This window comes from Maridesulfovibrio sp. (assembly GCF_963677005.1).
Lineage (GTDB): Bacteria > Desulfobacterota > Desulfovibrionia > Desulfovibrionales > Desulfovibrionaceae > Maridesulfovibrio.
The window spans coordinates 2,504,186-2,519,812 of record NZ_OY781616.1 but is presented as its reverse complement, the minus strand read 5'-3'; the positions used below and the strand labels follow the sequence as shown (position 1 = coordinate 2,519,812).

At 53.5% G+C, this 15,627-nt stretch carries 13 protein-coding genes; 9 read left to right on the top strand and 4 right to left on the bottom strand.

The window, feature by feature from the left end:
• Nucleotides 1–6: 6 nt before the first annotated feature.
• The 5 genes from nqrE to ACKU4E_RS11160 all read left to right on the top strand — a co-directional run bounded on the left by nqrE (nt 7) and on the right by ACKU4E_RS11160 (nt 3,746).
• On the top strand, nt 7–615 hold the full coding sequence (nqrE, locus tag ACKU4E_RS11180) for an NADH:ubiquinone reductase (Na(+)-transporting) subunit E (RefSeq protein ID WP_320171154.1): 609 nt from the start codon (nt 7–9) through the stop codon (nt 613–615).
• Between the two features lie 60 nt (nt 616–675).
• Entirely contained in the window at nt 676–1,902 is a 1,227-nt protein-coding gene (gene nqrF / locus ACKU4E_RS11175; protein ID WP_320171153.1) for an NADH:ubiquinone reductase (Na(+)-transporting) subunit F, read from the top strand.
• 119 nt (nt 1,903–2,021) lie between these two features.
• Nucleotides 2,022–3,056, top strand: a complete 1,035-nt coding sequence (locus ACKU4E_RS11170; protein ID WP_320171152.1) for an FAD:protein FMN transferase — start codon at nt 2,022–2,024, stop codon at nt 3,054–3,056.
• A gap of 11 nt (nt 3,057–3,067) precedes the next feature.
• Nucleotides 3,068–3,271 (top strand): hypothetical protein, encoded by a 204-nt coding sequence (locus tag ACKU4E_RS11165; protein ID WP_320171151.1) that lies wholly within the window; start codon nt 3,068–3,070, stop codon nt 3,269–3,271.
• A gap of 16 nt (nt 3,272–3,287) precedes the next feature.
• The gene (locus ACKU4E_RS11160) at nt 3,288–3,746 is read left to right on the top strand and encodes a hypothetical protein (RefSeq protein WP_320171150.1); all 459 of its coding nucleotides are present in this window, start codon (nt 3,288–3,290) and stop codon (nt 3,744–3,746) included.
• A gap of 88 nt (nt 3,747–3,834) precedes the next feature.
• Here the strand turns inward: ACKU4E_RS11160 and ACKU4E_RS11155 are convergent, their stop codons facing one another.
• The 4 genes from ACKU4E_RS11155 to ACKU4E_RS11140 all read right to left on the bottom strand — a co-directional run bounded on the left by ACKU4E_RS11155 (nt 3,835) and on the right by ACKU4E_RS11140 (nt 10,696).
• Nucleotides 3,835–4,338, bottom strand: coding sequence for a DUF2269 family protein (locus ACKU4E_RS11155; protein ID WP_320171149.1), 504 nt, complete (start codon nt 4,336–4,338; stop codon nt 3,835–3,837).
• On the bottom strand, nt 4,331–8,458 hold the full coding sequence (locus ACKU4E_RS11150; RefSeq protein ID WP_320171148.1) for a two-component regulator propeller domain-containing protein: 4,128 nt from the start codon (nt 8,456–8,458) through the stop codon (nt 4,331–4,333). Before ACKU4E_RS11150 ends, ACKU4E_RS11155 begins: the two co-directional genes overlap by 8 nt.
• A 155-nt stretch (nt 8,459–8,613) precedes the next feature.
• A complete protein-coding gene (gene rocD / locus ACKU4E_RS11145) occupies nt 8,614–9,816 on the bottom strand; it encodes an ornithine--oxo-acid transaminase (RefSeq protein WP_320171147.1) in 1,203 nt (400 codons plus the stop codon).
• 280 nt (nt 9,817–10,096) lie between these two features.
• On the bottom strand, nt 10,097–10,696 hold the full coding sequence (locus tag ACKU4E_RS11140; RefSeq protein WP_320171146.1) for a TIGR00730 family Rossman fold protein: 600 nt from the start codon (nt 10,694–10,696) through the stop codon (nt 10,097–10,099).
• 336 nt (nt 10,697–11,032) lie between these two features.
• Between ACKU4E_RS11140 and fdhF the strand changes: the two genes are divergently transcribed.
• From fdhF to ACKU4E_RS11120, 4 genes are read left to right on the top strand one after another with little or no spacing between them, the layout of a single operon-like run.
• Nucleotides 11,033–13,132: a formate dehydrogenase subunit alpha gene (gene fdhF / locus ACKU4E_RS11135; RefSeq protein ID WP_320171145.1), complete on the top strand. Its 2,100-nt coding sequence runs from the start codon at nt 11,033–11,035 to the stop codon at nt 13,130–13,132.
• Nucleotides 13,117–13,710, top strand: a complete 594-nt coding sequence (locus ACKU4E_RS11130) for a 4Fe-4S dicluster domain-containing protein (protein WP_320171144.1) — start codon at nt 13,117–13,119, stop codon at nt 13,708–13,710. The genes fdhF and ACKU4E_RS11130 overlap by 16 nt, the downstream gene beginning before the upstream one ends.
• On the top strand, nt 13,707–15,101 hold the full coding sequence (locus tag ACKU4E_RS11125) for a [Fe-Fe] hydrogenase large subunit C-terminal domain-containing protein (protein ID WP_320171143.1): 1,395 nt from the start codon (nt 13,707–13,709) through the stop codon (nt 15,099–15,101). Before ACKU4E_RS11130 ends, ACKU4E_RS11125 begins: the two co-directional genes overlap by 4 nt.
• Nucleotides 15,098–15,613: a 4Fe-4S dicluster domain-containing protein gene (locus ACKU4E_RS11120; RefSeq protein WP_320171142.1), complete on the top strand. Its 516-nt coding sequence runs from the start codon at nt 15,098–15,100 to the stop codon at nt 15,611–15,613. Before ACKU4E_RS11125 ends, ACKU4E_RS11120 begins: the two co-directional genes overlap by 4 nt.
• Nucleotides 15,614–15,627 lie beyond the last annotated feature (14 nt).

The window sequence follows — 15,627 nt, the reverse complement described above, 5'->3', positions numbered from 1 at the left end:
TGAGCCGTGGAACACCTTATTAATATATTCGTCAAATCGATCTTTATCGAGAACATGGCCCTGGCTTTCTTCCTGGGTATGTGCACCTACCTTGCAGTATCCAAGAAAGTTGCCACCGCTCTGGGTCTTGGTGTGGCCGTTGTCGTGGTCATGACCATCACGGTTCCGGTCAACAACCTGCTCTACAACTACTTCCTGCGGGAGGGAGCTCTGTCCTGGGCCGGATTTGACAACACCGACCTGACATTTGTCGGCCTCATCTCCTATATCGGAGTTATTGCGGCAATTGTTCAGATTCTGGAAATGGCTCTCGATAAATATGTACCTTCGCTCTACAACGCCCTGGGCATCTTTCTGCCCCTGATCACGGTTAACTGCGCCATTCTCGGAGCATCCCTCTTCATGGTGGAACGTGATTACAACTTTGCGGAATCGCTTACCTTCGGGTTCGGTTCGGGCGTGGGCTGGGCACTGGCCATCGTTGTACTGGCCGGTATCCGCGAAAAGATGAAGTACTCTGACGTACCGGAAGGACTCAAGGGACTCGGCATCACGTTCATCGTGGTCGGCCTTATGTCATTCGGCTTCCTGTCGTTTTCCGGTATTCAGATGTAGGTGCTTCGGGCGCTTCGGGCGTCCCTGTTTACAAGAACCGTCAAACTGTGGGGAAAAACCATGGTTGAAATAATACTCGGTGTCGTGATGTTTACCGGCGTAGTTCTTGCGCTGTGCGTGTTCATCCTGCTGGCCCGGGCAAAACTTGTCCCGAGCGGAGAGGTGAACATTGAAATCAACGGCGACCCGGAAAAGACCATTGAAGTCAGACCGGGAGCCAAACTGCTGGGTGCTCTGGCCGAAAAGGAAATATACGTGCCTTCCGCCTGTGGCGGGGGTGGGTCCTGCGGCCAGTGCAAGTGCAAGGTTTTTGAAGGAGGCGGTGACATCCTGCCTACCGAGACCTCGCATGTCAGCAAACGTGAAGCCCGCGAGGGAGTCCGTCTTGCCTGCCAGGTAAGCGTAAAACAGGATATGAAGATCGAGGTTCCGCCGGAAATCTTCGATATCAAGAAGTGGGAGTGTACGGTCAAATCCAATATTCCCCGTGCGACCTTTATCAAGGAACTCACTCTGCAGCTTCCTGAAGGCGAAAACGTCGACTTCCGCGCCGGCGGTTACATCCAGATTGAAGCCCCGGCCCATACCGTCCACTACAAGGATTTTGAAGTGGGCGACAAGTTCAAGGGAGACTGGGACAAGTTCGACCTGTGGAGATACACTTCAGTGGTCAAGGAACCCATTGTACGTGCTTACTCCATGGCCAACTATCCCGGTGAAAAAGGCATCATAATGCTCAACGTCCGCGTGTGTCCGCCGCCTCCGTTTGCGCCGGATGCGCCTCCGGGGCAGATGTCTTCATTCATCTACAGTCTGAAACCGGGTGACAAGGTCACCATTTCCGGACCTTACGGTGAATTCTTCGCCCGTGATACGGATGCCGAGATGATCTTCATAGGCGGCGGTGCGGGTATGGCTCCCATGCGTTCGCACATCTTCGATCAGCTCAAGCGGCTCGCCAGCACGCGTAAGATCAGCTACTGGTACGGTGCCCGCAGCCTGCGCGAGATGTTCTACGTGGATGAATTCGACAAGCTGGCCGAAGAATGCCCGAACTTCACCTGGCATGTAGCCCTGTCCGATCCGCAGCCTGAGGACAACTGGACCGGATACACCGGCTTCATCCATCAGGTTCTTTATGACAACTACATCAAGCAGCACCCAGCCCCCGAAGATTGCGAATTCTACATGTGCGGGCCGCCGATGATGGCTTCCGCTGTTGAGAATATGCTTATCTCGCAGGGCGTGGAGAAAGAAAACATAATGTACGATAACTTCGGAGGCTAGCCTCCGGGGTGCATGAATTAAATATCCCGACCGGCCGGAATCTGCCCGGTCGGTCGGGATAAAGGGAAGAAAATCGGCCCGGACCGTGTCCGGCGGTTTAAAAAATAAGGAATTTACCCATGAAGTTGTTTCCGGGTTTGTCAGTAAAAGTAGCCGTGCTGCTGGTCCTGTCCGTCTTTTTAGGCGGATGCGGCAGCGAGCAGGGACCGGTACGTCTTCAGGGAAGGGCCATCGGGACAACCTACTCCATTCTTGTATACGGGCTTCCGGAGAACCTCACCTCCGAAAGTCTGGATCGGGGTGTAAAGCAGGTGGTGGCCGGTGTTAATTCGGCCATGTCCCTTTTTAAACCCGATTCCGAACTGTCCCGGTTCAATGCCTGCAATGAGACGGACTGGTTCCCGGTTTCCAGGGAACTGGCTGAGGTGGTGTCGACCGCCAAGGAAGTCAACCGTATGACCGGCGGGGCTTTCGACATTACAGTGGCTCCTCTTGTCAATCTGTGGGGATTCGGACCGGACAAGCGTCCCGAGATTGTGCCGAGCGAGGCTGAAATCAAGCAAGCCTCGGCCGATGTCGGTTCCAACTTGGTTGAAGTGCGGCTTGATCCTCCGGCCATTAAGAAATTGAAGCCGGGGTTGACCCTTGACCTTGCCGCCATAGCCAAGGGGTATTGTGTGGATGCCGTCAGTAACTGGCTGGAAAGCCGGGGGGTATCCGGGTTTATGGTCGAGATCGGCGGTGAAATACGAACCCGCGGAACAAAGCCGGGGAATGTGCCGTGGCGTATTGCCGTGGAAAAACCGGTGAGCATGGAACGTTCCGTTCAGGCCGTAATAAGTCTGACGGACAAGGCGATGGCCACGTCCGGAGATTATCGGAACTATTTTGAGGTGGGTGGCAAACGCTATTCACACATAATAGATCCGACCACTGGACGGCCCATAACCCACAAGCTCGTGTCGGTCAGCGTTATTGACGCCACCTGTTCCCGTGCCGATGCACTGGCTACCGGACTTACGGTCCTAGGACCGGAAAAGGGCGCTGCTGTGGCCCGCAAATACAATCTGTCCGTGTTTTTCATAGCAAAAACAGCAGACGGTTTTGCGGAGACCGCGACAGGCAATTTCCCTAAACATGAAACTTTGAATTGAGGATATATCCCATGGAAACACTTTTGCTGACAGCAGGTATTTTTGTTGCCGCTTTCGCGGCTCTGGCAATAGGAGTTATGTTCAAGCGCGGTTGCATCCGTGGCTCCTGCCACGGCACTATCCAGTCGGCAGACGGTTCGGGATGCAAATGCGGCAGGTACGATATTGAAAAGAAATGTGCCGAAAATTCAAACACTCTGAAGCCGTTGATGTAAAAGCAGGAGAACCCATATGACAACAGTTCAGACCGCCAAGGATGTTATTGAACAGACCAAGGCCTTTCACAAGAGGCTGGGCTCTTTTTATAAGGAACTGTCCGACAAGGTCGAAAAGGAGAGGGTAAAGCTTCTTCTGGATTACATGAGCCGGCACCATGAAAATCTGGCCGGTATCATGGACGAATATGAATCCGGACTGTCGGAAAAAGTACTGACAACCTGGTTCATGTACGTGAACAAGGAGTGTGACCTGAGTCCATTTTTCAGTGCCGACCTCGGTCCGGACATGACCGCCCAGCAGGTCGTACAGGTGGCCGTTGATCTGGATAAATGTCTGCTGGAAACCTACGAAGCCATGCTGCAGAATGATATCCCTGATGATGTCAGCGAAGTCTTTCAGGGGCTGCTTGATATGGAAAAGCGCGAAAAGATTAAATTGGCCAAAAACGCTTTGAAGATTGAAACCTTGTAGTCAATTAAACCTTATTACAGTCTGACAAGGCTCCTTGCCCGTCTTTCACGGCAGGCATGGAGCCTTGTCTTTTCAATCAAATACATATTTATTTTCCGGGGGATGTCCTGCCCCATGGTTTGAAAACCGAGAGCCAGACCAGCATGACCAGACAGCCGAAAACCGCAAAGGAGGTTATTTCGTTCAAAGTCTGGCTGCGCAGGTATTCCGGGGTTTGGAGAACCATTTCCTTTGCATTTCCGGAAAGTCTGCTCATATGGTCCAGCCAGGGCATGTAGAAAATGAATCCGAAAACGATGAATCCGATGTTGACCGCCCATTTTATAATCAGCCACTTGAACTTGAAAAAGCCCCAATTGCTCATCAACGCATAGATTAGACCGCTGATGAGGCAGCCGAATGCACCGGCGGTTACCACATACTGATCAATAATTTTTAAGCAGATATCCCTGCCGTATAGTGCTTCGCCCGAAACCGGGGAAAACATGCTGTGCAGAAGCACCATGGCGAACGCACCGCCTCCCCAAAGGCAGGCGCTGAGCATGTGAAATGTTTTATTCCATTTGGCCTCTACGGGAGTGAGTTTACGCATTGCTCAGCCTGTTATGCAGGTCCAGTATGGCCTGCAGTAAGATTTTTTGTTTAATCGGTTTGGAAAGAAATTCATCGGCCCCGGCATCAATGCATTTCTGCCTGAAGTCTGCGGAGGCATGTGCCGTAAGCGCGATTATTCCAGCCTGCGGGCCATGTCCGGGGCTACGGAATCTGCGCATGAATTCATAACCATCCATGAGCGGCATTTCCATATCCAGAAGTATTATATCGAATTTTTCATTTTGCGCCAGTTTGAGTGCTTCCTCACCATTTGAGGCCATGATCAGGGTGGTGGGGCAGTGTTTGAGGAAGTGCCTTATGAGTTCCCTGTTGGAGAGATTGTCTTCCGCCAGCAGGATTTTCAGTTCCGGAAGCTTCGGGAGTTCAGTCCCTGCGCGACCACTTTCTTTTCCGCTGTCGATTTCAAGCAGTTTTGCCGCCGTACTCAGCAGCAGTCTGCGTGGCGGAGGCAGGGTGAGTCCCATTCCGTAGATTCCTTTTTCCAGATTGGAACGGTCAAAGCTGGCCCCTTTTTGAAGCATGAGAACCGGAGGAAGTGTTACTCCTGTACTGCTCAGCATTTTCAAGGTGTCCAGAACCGATCTTCCGTCGAAGGCGAGGTCGCAGATAAGCAGGTCGCATTTTCTGTCTCCGGTCTGAGCGAGCAGAGCCCGGAGAGATTCGGTATTGGTGCATGGGGTGGCATTGCCGTTGAAGCTGTTTACTGTTTCGCACAGTGAGGCCGTGATGTCTTTATTGACGGCTGCTACTACAACTTCGGCACCATTCAGATCCCGAACAACCTGCGGGGAGGTCATACCGGCGCGGGGCAGCGGCAGGGTCACTGAAAAAGTGCTTCCTTCCCCGGGAGTGCTGGATGCCGTAATGCTTCCGCCCATGAGTTCAGCCAGTTTTTTGCTTATGGAGAGCCCCAGCCCGGAACCGCCGAATTTACGTGTTGTCGAACTGTCTCCCTGTGAGAACGGGGCGAATATGGCTTCCATTTTATCCTGCACTATACCTACGCCTGTATCGGAGATAACAAACGTGATGTCATCGGGACCGTGTGCAAAATTGCGCTCGACCGTAATGCTTACCTGACCGCAGGAGGTGAACTTCACCGCGTTTGAGAAAATATTCAGCAGTATCTGGCGCAGTCTCGTGGGATCTCCGATAACGAATTCCGGTACATCCGGCTTGAACCGGCAGACAAGGTCTATTCCCCGGGTCGTGGCCGCCGTATTCTGCAGGCCGACTATCGATTCAACTTCCTGCAGCAGGTCCATGGAGATGTGTTCCAGGGTCACATGGTTTGCTTCAATTTTAGAGAAGTCCAGAATATCGTTGATGATCGCAAGCAGTATTTCGCCGGATGATTCGAAAATGCTGACGTACTCGGCCTGTTCTTCGGACATGTCCGTATGTTTGAGCAGGTCGGCTATGCCGATTATCGAGTTAAGGGGAGTGCGTATCTCGTGGCTCATGCTGGCCAGAAATGAACTTTTGGCCTCATTTGCCTCTTTGGCCTGGATGATGGCCTGCTCCAACTGCTCCTCTGTCTTCATGTGATTGCTGATTTCTTCATTGAGGTCGGCGGTTTTTTCCTCAACAAGTCGACTGAGTTCCTCTCCTTTTTTGCGGATGGACCGTATGCGTATATGCACAGCCAGCATCAGGAGCAGGATGAGGCCGAGAAGCGCGAGTGTTGCAAACCACCAGGTCTTCCAGAAAGGCGGGATAATATGAATTTTCAGGCTGGTTCCTGTTTCGTTCCAGACCCCGTCGCTGTTGGACGCTATTACATGGAAAACGTAATCTCCATGGTCGAAGTTGGTGAAGGTTGCCGTTCCGGCGGAAGATGCGTCAATCCAGCTGTTATGAAAGCCTTCAAGCTTGTATCTGTACTTGTTGAGTCTGGGGTTCTGGTAGTCCAGAGCGGCAAAGAAAAATGTGAACATAGGGTCTTTCCAGGACAGGGTTATTTCCTTTGTCTCGGAAATGTTTGTTCCCAGATAGGCCGGCGTGTTCATAATATTCAGGCCGGTTATCACAACCGGCGGGGGGGTGGGGTTTGTGCGGATGTCTCTCGGGTTGAACATGTTCATTCCTTTGAGACCTCCGAAATAGATCCTGCCGCTTTGCCCCCTGTTGTAGGAATTTATCCAGAATTCAATTCCCTGCAGCCCGTCTGAAAGGCTGAAGTTGCAAATTTTACCTGTGGCCGGATCAAGTGCGGAAATACCCTTGAATGTGGAAACCCAGATTTTGCCCTCGCTGTCTATACACAGCCCCTGAATACCGTCATTGGCCAACCCGTTTTTTTCAGTGATGCGGGTAAAAATTCCCGAAACCGGATCGAATCGGTTCAGTCCCTTGTCTGTGCCGACCCAGAGAGAACCGTCCGCGGCTTCCGCAATAGGCGTGACCCTGTTGTTGGAAATGGACTCAGGGTTATTCTGGTCATGGGAATAGTGCTTGAAAGTGCCGCTCTTCCTGTCCATCAGGTCCAGTCCGGCGTTCGTGCATATCCAGAGGTTATGCCTGCTGTCTTCAAAAATGTTGCGGACTCTCTTGTGTCCGAGGCTTCTGGGATTTCCGGGTATCGGCTTGTAACGGCGGAACAGTCCGGTCTTTCTGTCAAGCCTGTTCAATCCCTGTTTGCTCGTCCCTACCCAGATATAGCCCATGCTGCCTTCGTATATCCACCATACATTGTCCTGGCTCAGGGAATTCTTATCTTTCAGGCTTCTGCGGTAACGGGCGACAACACCTTTTTGCTTGTCTATGACAAAAACACCCTTTTTGCGGGTCCCCACCCATATCAGCCCGGACGAGTCCTGAAAGATGCAGTTTATCCGGTCTCCGCTCAGATCCCAGGGCGCGGGAGATCTGCTGCTGTAATTCGTGAAAGTTCCATCGGAAGGATTGTAGACACTTATCCCTTTTTTATATGTCCCTATCCAGACGAGTCCCTGTCTGTCTTCCAGCACGGCGCTGACCTGCCGTCCCGGAATGGTGTTTTCCTTCCATGGCTGGCGGTTTATAAGTCCGAATGACTGCATTTTGGGAGTGAGTATGCTCAATCCGTCTGCGTAGGTGCCGACCCACAGGACTCCGGACTGGTCTTCAAGAATTGAGGTAACCTTGTTGTCACCGAGGCTCTGCGGATCAAGCTGGTTGTTCTTGAAAAAGGCGAAGCGCATCTCTTCCGGTTTGAGTTCAGCCGTTTCCGGATAGCGTTTGCCCAGTCCCTCCAGTGTTCCTAGCCAGAGGTTGCCGGCGTTGTCTTCATATATGTCGTTGATTTCAAGAGAGCGGAAAAAATTTGTGAATTTACCGGTGTGCGTATTGAAAATGGAAATGCCGTTTTTGGTCCCGATCCACAAACTTCCTGGGTTTTTCTGGTAAAAACACAGGACCGCGTTGTCGCAGATTGAATTTTTGCCTGTACGGTCGGGCTGATATCTATCGAATGTGCCTTCCAGTTCGTGGAGCATGTTGAGTCCGCTTGCAGTTCCCACCCAGATGGTACCCTGCAGGTCCTCGAAAACGCATTTGACTTCGTTGCCGCTTATGCTTCCGGGGTTGTCTGTGTGCTGGAAGCGCTTGAATTTACCGCTCGCCCGGTCATAGCGGTTGAGCCCGTTGTATGTCCCTACCCAGAGTCTGCCTTTGGAGTCCTCGTATATGCAGCTTACGTTTTTGCCGGAAATGGATTCCGGGTTGTCCGGTTCCGGAAGAAAATGCTCGAAGGTGTCGTTTTTGCGGTTGTAGTAGTTAAGACCTCCGCTTTTGGTGCCGACCCAGAGCATGCCGGCGCTGTCTTCATACAGTGCGCAGATGTTGGAGTCTGTCAGCGATCCGGGAGACTTGGTATTGGAGTAAATTTTGATATTCAGGCCGTCATACCGGTTCAAACCGTCATAGGTCCCGAACCACATGAACCCTTTCGAGTCCTGAAGCATGCATAAGACAGATGATTGCGACAGCCCGTCGTTCAGGGAAAAACGTCGGAATCTGAGATCCTGCTGAAATGCCTGTGCATTTTGTGCTGCTGTCACAATAAAGGCAAGAACGAGCGCGCTGATGAATCTTGTAAGACGTATTCTGCCCTGCATGGTTGTATCAGTCTCCGGATGCGGTTAAATGAAACACACGGAAGTGTCGGGCTGGAGATTGTCTGCCGTATCCACACCAGTGGTATTGCAGCCCAATGGAAAGTTAACTGTGCTTCATGTAAATTAAATTTTCCTTTTAGTCCTTTATTATTACGTTATTTGCTGGATAATGTATAAGATATTCTGTCCAGTGCCCAGTCCACTTCATCCTCCGTTATTACAAGAGGAGGTGCAAACCGTATGATGTTGTTATGGGTTTCCTTGCAGAGCAGTCCGTTCGCCTTGAGTTTTTCGCAAAAAGGTCTTGCCCCGCCGGGAATATCAGTGAATTCAACTGCCATGAGCAGCCCTTTACCACGGACTTCCTTAATTGACGGATTTCTAATTTTCCTGAGTCCGGCCATGAACCTTTTCCCCATGGCGGCGGCGTTGCCGATCATATCTTCCTCTACAAGTACTTTCAGCGCTTCCCGTGCCACAGCACAGGCCAGCGGGTTTCCGCCGAAGGTGGAGCCGTGTTCTCCGGGACGGAGCACTTCAAGCACTTCGTTGTTGGAGAGCACTGCGGAAACCGGATAGAACCCTCCGGAAAGAGCTTTACCGACAAGAGTCAGGTCTGATTCTATTCCTTCATGTTCTTCTGCAAGGAGTTTTCCGGTTCGTCCGAGACCTGTCTGTATTTCGTCCAGAATAAGTGTCACGTTGGCTGAGGAACATATTTCCCTGACCTGTTTCAGGTAGCCGGAAGGGGGAATTATGACGCCTGCCTCACCCTGAATGGGCTCGACAAGAAAGGCTACAGTGCGGGGAGTGATTGCTTTTCTGAGGGCTTCAGCGTCCCCGAAAGGTATGACCCTGAATCCGGGGGTGAACGGTCCGAATCCCCTGCGGGCTACCGGATCGGTGGAAAACCCCACTATGGTGATTGTGCGTCCGTGGAAATTGTCGGAACAGACAATTATTTCAGCCTGATCTTCAGGAACTCCCTTGACCATGTAGCCCCATTTGCGCACGGCTTTTATTGCGGTCTCCACCGCTTCTGCGCCGCTGTTCATGGGCAGCACCCTGTGGGAGTTGGTGAGATCGCAGAGTTCCCTGTAGAAGAGACCTAGCTGGTCGTTGCGGAAAGCCCGTGATGTAAGAGTCAGCCTGGAAGCCTGCTCCACAAGGGCCTTTCGTATGCGCGGATGACAGTGTCCCTGATTTACAGCTGAATATGCGGACAGACAGTCCATATATCTGTTGCCGTCAACATCCCGGACCCAGACGCCTTTACCTTGCGTGATTACGACATCCAGCGGGTTGTAGTTGTTCGCTCCGTATCTGTCTTCAAGCTCTACATAATCGCTCTGCAGCATTGTCAACAGCCTCCTCGGCATACTTATTTAATCTCTTATTTACTAAGATAGAGATGTTTAGGCCAGCACAACATTGTATTTTTCGAAAAATATATTTTTTAGTCCTTGATTTGGCAAATTTTATGATTTTATTTTTCCCTGATATGTGTTGCAAAAGTTTTTTGCGCATAAAAAAATCCCTCTCCTGCAGAGTGGAAAGGGATTAAGATACAGACCGTTTCGGCTCCTGTTCTCGTCAGGTCCGACAGTTCATTTGTTCTTTTCTGTCTTTTGCGGTTCTCTATTGACGTTTCAACGGCTGAGCCATGTCCTTTTCGGTCCACTTGCTCAGTACCGGAGCTTCGTAATTGCCGAAGGCATCAAGTATCTGGGCCGGAGAAGTTCCGGTGATGAGCATTTCCTTGTGTGCAGTACGCAGGAATCCTTCGTTCACAACTCCGCCGAGAAAGTCGATCAGCTTGTCGTAGTAGCCGTCAAGATTAAGCAGTCCGCACGGTTTGGTGTGAAATCCCAACTGGGCCCAGGTAAAGATTTCGAAAATCTCATCCATGGTGCCAATTCCGCCGGGCAGGGCGATGAACCCGTCTGAAAGTTCGGCCATGAGGGCTTTTCTTTCGTGCATGGAGTCGGTGACGTGGAGGTCGGTCAATCCGTTATGGGCGACCACTTTTTTGGCCAGGCTTTCCGGGATTACGCCTACTACTTCCCCACCGGCTTCAAGTGCGCTTTGAGCCAGAATGCCCATAAGTCCCATATTTGAACCGCCGTATACGGTTCTTATCTTGCGGCTGGCCAGTTCCCGGCCCATGTTGCGGGCGGCCTGCGCGTATTTAGGGTCGTTTCCGGGGTTGGCGCCCAGAAAAATACATATGCTTTTCATAAGTTTATCTCCTGTCTGGAGTATAGAGTTGTCATTGTTTTCCTTGTTCGCGGTCAGAATTATAGGCCAGAGTGACTTGCTCTGCAAATACTGTATTCTTCCTCCGGTGCTCGCCTAATGACATAGATTGAAGAGGACAACAGGAAATCATGTGTCGGTCCACCAGATTTTGTCTATTGCACGCAATGCAGTTTTATTGCATGCAATAAAACCGTGCAATTGCACTGCGCTGCTTTTCCGTTACAAAGACTTTTTTATAAAACACCATGTTTACAGGATGTTGGGTTTTTTGTGCCTCTGCTTGGTTTGTGGCATGCCTTATGCTAATTGAGCCGCATGTTAAGAACGACTACAACATGTCCATATTGCGGTGCCGGGTGTTCCCTATCATTGGAAGTCGAAAACGGGCGCATCGTGAGTGTTCAGCCCGGACCGGAACCGTCCGTCAATCAGGGGGCATTGTGCTCCAAGGGACGTTTCGGTTTTGATTTTGTCCACCACCGGGACCGCCTTACCTCTCCTCTTATCCGCAAAAACGGAGAACTGGTCCCTGCTTCGTGGGACGAGGCCCTTGATCTGGTCGCTAGGAAGCTTGGCCGGATCGTGGCCGAATACGGACCGCAGGCAGTGGGCGGATTCAGCAGTGCCCGGTGCTCCAATGAAGAGAACTATCTTTTCCAGAAACTTTTCCGTGCCGGGCTCGGAAGCAATAATATAGACCACTGCGCCCGTCTCTGACACGCTCCAACCGTGGCCGGACTGGCCACATCGCTTGGCAGCGGCTCCATGACCAATTCCATTCGTGAGCTGTGGGATATGGGAAGGGGCGACTGCGTCTGCGCAATCGGTACCAACACCACTGAATGCCATCCGATTATCGGGCTGGGCATGCTGGAGGCAAGGCGCAGGGGGGCCGCTCTGATTGTCGTGGACCCCAGAGAGATAGACCTCGCGCGCAAGGCTGATGTCTGGCTTCGGCTGCGTCCGGGAACCGACACGCCGCTCCTGTCTTCCATTGCCCGCGTGATTCTGGATGAAGGGCTTGCGGATGTGGAAAAGATTGCTGCATCCACCGAAGATTTCGAAGCCTTCAGGCAGGGACTGCAATCGTTCGATCCCGAAAGCGTCTCTGCCATCGCCGAGGTGCCTGCTGATGATATCCGCAAGGCCGCCCGGCTTATTGCCGGATCGGCAAACGCCTCCTTCTATTATACCATGGGCGTAACCCAGCATACGACAGGGACCAACAATGTTCTTGCCGTATCCAATCTCGCTTTGCTCACAGGAAATCTCGGCCGTCCCAAAACCGGGGTGAACCCGCTGCGCGGCCAGAACAATGTGCAGGGCGCCTGCGATATGGGCGCTCTACCCAACGTGCTGACCGGCTATCGTCCGGTAGGGGACGATTCAGTCCGGTCAGCATTCGAGTCCGTCTGGGGCGTAAAGCTGCCGTCCGATCCGGGGCTGACTATTCCCAAAATGCTGAACGCGATTGAAGATGATCGGCTTAAGGGCCTGTTTGTTTTCGGTGAAAATCCCATGCGCAGCGATCCGGACATCACTCACGTGGAGCATTGTCTGCACCATGTTGATTTTCTGGTTGTGCAGGATATTTTCCTGACCGAAACAGCCGCATTGGCGGACGTTGTCCTGCCCGGTGCCAGTTTCGCCGAAAAGGACGGGACCTTCACCAGCACGGAACGCCGTGTTCAACGTATCCGCCGGGCAGTTCAGCCTGTCGGGGAAAGCCGTCCGGACTGGGAAATATTGGCCGGACTGCTTAAGCTCCTCGGCCGACCTGAACGTTATGCAACAGCCTGTGATGTGTTTGACGAAATGCGCCGGGTAACTCCCACACACGCCGGAATCAGCTATGAACGTCTTGAGTCCGGGGGCATCCAGTGGCCCTGCCCGGATGAATCGCATCCGGGAACACCCATTCTCCATGTCGGGAGCTGCATGCGCGGTCCCGGACGTTTTGTCCCCCTGACCCACCGGGAACCGGCGGAACTGCCGGACGCCGAATATCCGTTGACCCTGACCACCGGCAGAGTGGTGGCTCATTATCACACTGCGACCATGACCCGGCGCTGTTTCGGATTGTCCGGAACCTGGCCGGAGGAACTGGTTGAAATCCATCCGGATGACGCTGCCACGTATGGCGTTGCCGATGGTGATCTCATTGAAATAAGTTCCCGCAGGGGAACCGTGCGGGCGCGTGCATGGGTTACACGGCGTGTGCGCAAGGGGCTGGTCTTTATGACCTTTCACTTTTCCGAAAGTCCCGGGAACATGCTCACCACCTCGGAGGCCGATCCGGTTACCGGCACGCCGCAGCTCAAAGTCTGCGCCGTTTCCATCCGTAAATTCAGGGAACCTGCCGAAACAGCAGCGACCGTATCCACAAAGGAAGAACTTTCATGTCTAAGCGTCTGACCCCTTTTATTATGGCGACCGCATCCAGATGCATCGGCTGCCGGGCCTGTGAACTGGCCTGTGCTGCTGCCCATCTGCAGGGCGGAGTTTCCGTGGGCAGCCTTAACGGCGCCCTGTCTCCGCGTCTTTATCTTGTACGGACCGCTGAAGTCTGTGTGCCGGTCGGCTGCCGTCATTGCGAGGATGCTCCCTGCGCGGCCGTGTGTCCCAATTCGGCCATTTATCGCACCGATTCAGGTGTGCAGGTCCGCGAAGACCTCTGCGTAGGATGTAAGACCTGCCTTGCCGCATGTCCCTTCGGAGCCATGGAAATGGCCCAGATCTGGAAAAACGGCAGTCCTGTTCTGCGCCGCGTGCCGGACCCTCTTGAACCCGATGCCTATCACGTTGAACCGGCTCTGCTGGCCAGCAAGTGCGACCTGTGCCATGACCGTGACCGCGGTCCTGCCTGTGTGGAAGCCTGCCCCAGGGATGCGCTGACTCTGGTGGATCCGCTGAAAATAAAAAAACGCCGCAACCTTGAAGCTGCATTAGCCCTTGCCGGTGCCGGGGCAAGAGCGGCTGAGGAGCTTTCATGACAACATTTTCTCAAGTCGTATCCATAGACCCGGTGATTTGTACCGGCTGTCGGCGTTGCTCCGAGGTCTGCCCCGTGGACGCCATCGGCGGTGCCGAAGGTGAACCGCAGACCATTGATGCGTCACGCTGTGTAATGTGCGGACAGTGTGTGCTGACCTGTTCGGCATTTGTTACCCCTTTTGATGATGCTGCGGACGATCTTCCGGCCATGCGCCGTGAGCGCGGTCTTCCTGAGAATGATCAGTCCCCGCTTTTCGCCGCCCACTTTCGCAGTGACACAAAGCGGGTAGCATCCATGCTGGCCGACCGGTCCATGAAGTCCATGGTCCAGTGCGCACCGGCGGTTCGCACCTCCATAGCCGAGGAATACGGACTCGCTCCCGGAACCCTGACACCGGGACAGCTTGCCGCATCCCTGCGTCGTCTGGGCTTCGATTTTGTCTACGACACCGTTTTCGCGGCGGACGTGACCATCATGGAAGAATCTTCGGAACTGCTTGCGCGTCTGGAATCGGACGGCCCGCTGCCCATGTTCACATCCTGCTGTCCGGGTTGGGTCCGCTATATGGAAACCGCTTGGCCTGACCTGACTGATCACCTTTCCAGCTGCAAATCGCCGCAGCAGATGGCCGGAGCGCTCTTCAAGACCTACGGCGCTGAAATCGCCGGAGTCGGTCCGGAAGCAATCGCCAGCGTTTCGGTTATGCCCTGCACCGCCAAGAAGCATGAGGCTGCCCGGCCGGAGATGCAGGCCAGCGGCAGGCCCGATGTGGATGCCGTGCTCACCGTTACCGAGCTTGCAGCCATGCTGAAGGATAACGGCATAAATCTGGCTGAAATGCCGGATGAACCTTTTGATATACCCATGGGGCTGTATTCCGGTGCCGGAGTGATTTTCGGGGCATCCGGCGGTGTTATGGAAGCTGCGCTGCGCACGGCCATCGCCGTTACAACCGGCACTGACGTCTGTGAAAGCGGGGTGGTGTTTTCTCCGGCAGGTCCGGGCGTCCGCAAGGCGTCAATCGAAGTGGCCGGCAAAAGAGTTACGGCGGTAATTGTTTCAGGGCTGGCCAACGCGGCGCCGCTGCTTGAGGCTGTGCGTGCCGGAAAGGCCGACTTCGATTTCATGGAAGTCATGTGCTGTCCCGGCGGTTGTGTGGCCGGAGGAGGGCAGCCCAAACTTCTGCCCGGAGTGAACGTGGCGGATGCGATTGCCATGCGCCGCAGCGGTCTGCACCAACATGACCGGGAACTTCCGGTGCGCGCTTCACACAAAAACGAATGTGTTGCGGCCCTGTATGAAAAATATCTTGGAAAACCCCTTGGGCATCGTTCGCATGAACTTCTGCATACTCATTACGGGGTGGATGCCGAGGGGCACGGATCATGAACGATTTTGTCCTTGCCGATCCCTCCCGCTGCATCGGATGCCGGGCCTGTGAAATAGCCTGCGTGGACGCCCATACAGCTTTGGACATGGCCGGTGCCATGGAAGAGGGGCTGCCGTTCAGTCCGCGGATATCCGTTGTGCGTGAATCCGGGGTGACCGCACCGATCCAGTGCCGCCAGTGTGAAGATGCGCCATGCGCGTCCGCCTGTCTTGCGGGGGCAATTACGTTTGACGGGAGGTCCGTTGTCGTTCTTACCGAAAGGTGCATCGGCTGCAAGGCTTGTCTGGCCGCCTGTCCTTTCGGAGCCATGCAGGTCGGTATGATTGACGGATTCCTTGAAGTCCCTGTGGCCCACAAATGTGACCTTTGTGCCGGACATCGCGACACTCCGGCTTGTGTGTCCGTTTGCCCTGCAGATGCGTTGCGTGTGTTTTCAGACAGTAAGCTGCAGCGGTTTTCCAGCTTAAAACGGCAGGCAAGTGCGGTCCGGGTGGCCTTTGACGGCAACTAGGGGTATATTCAGTC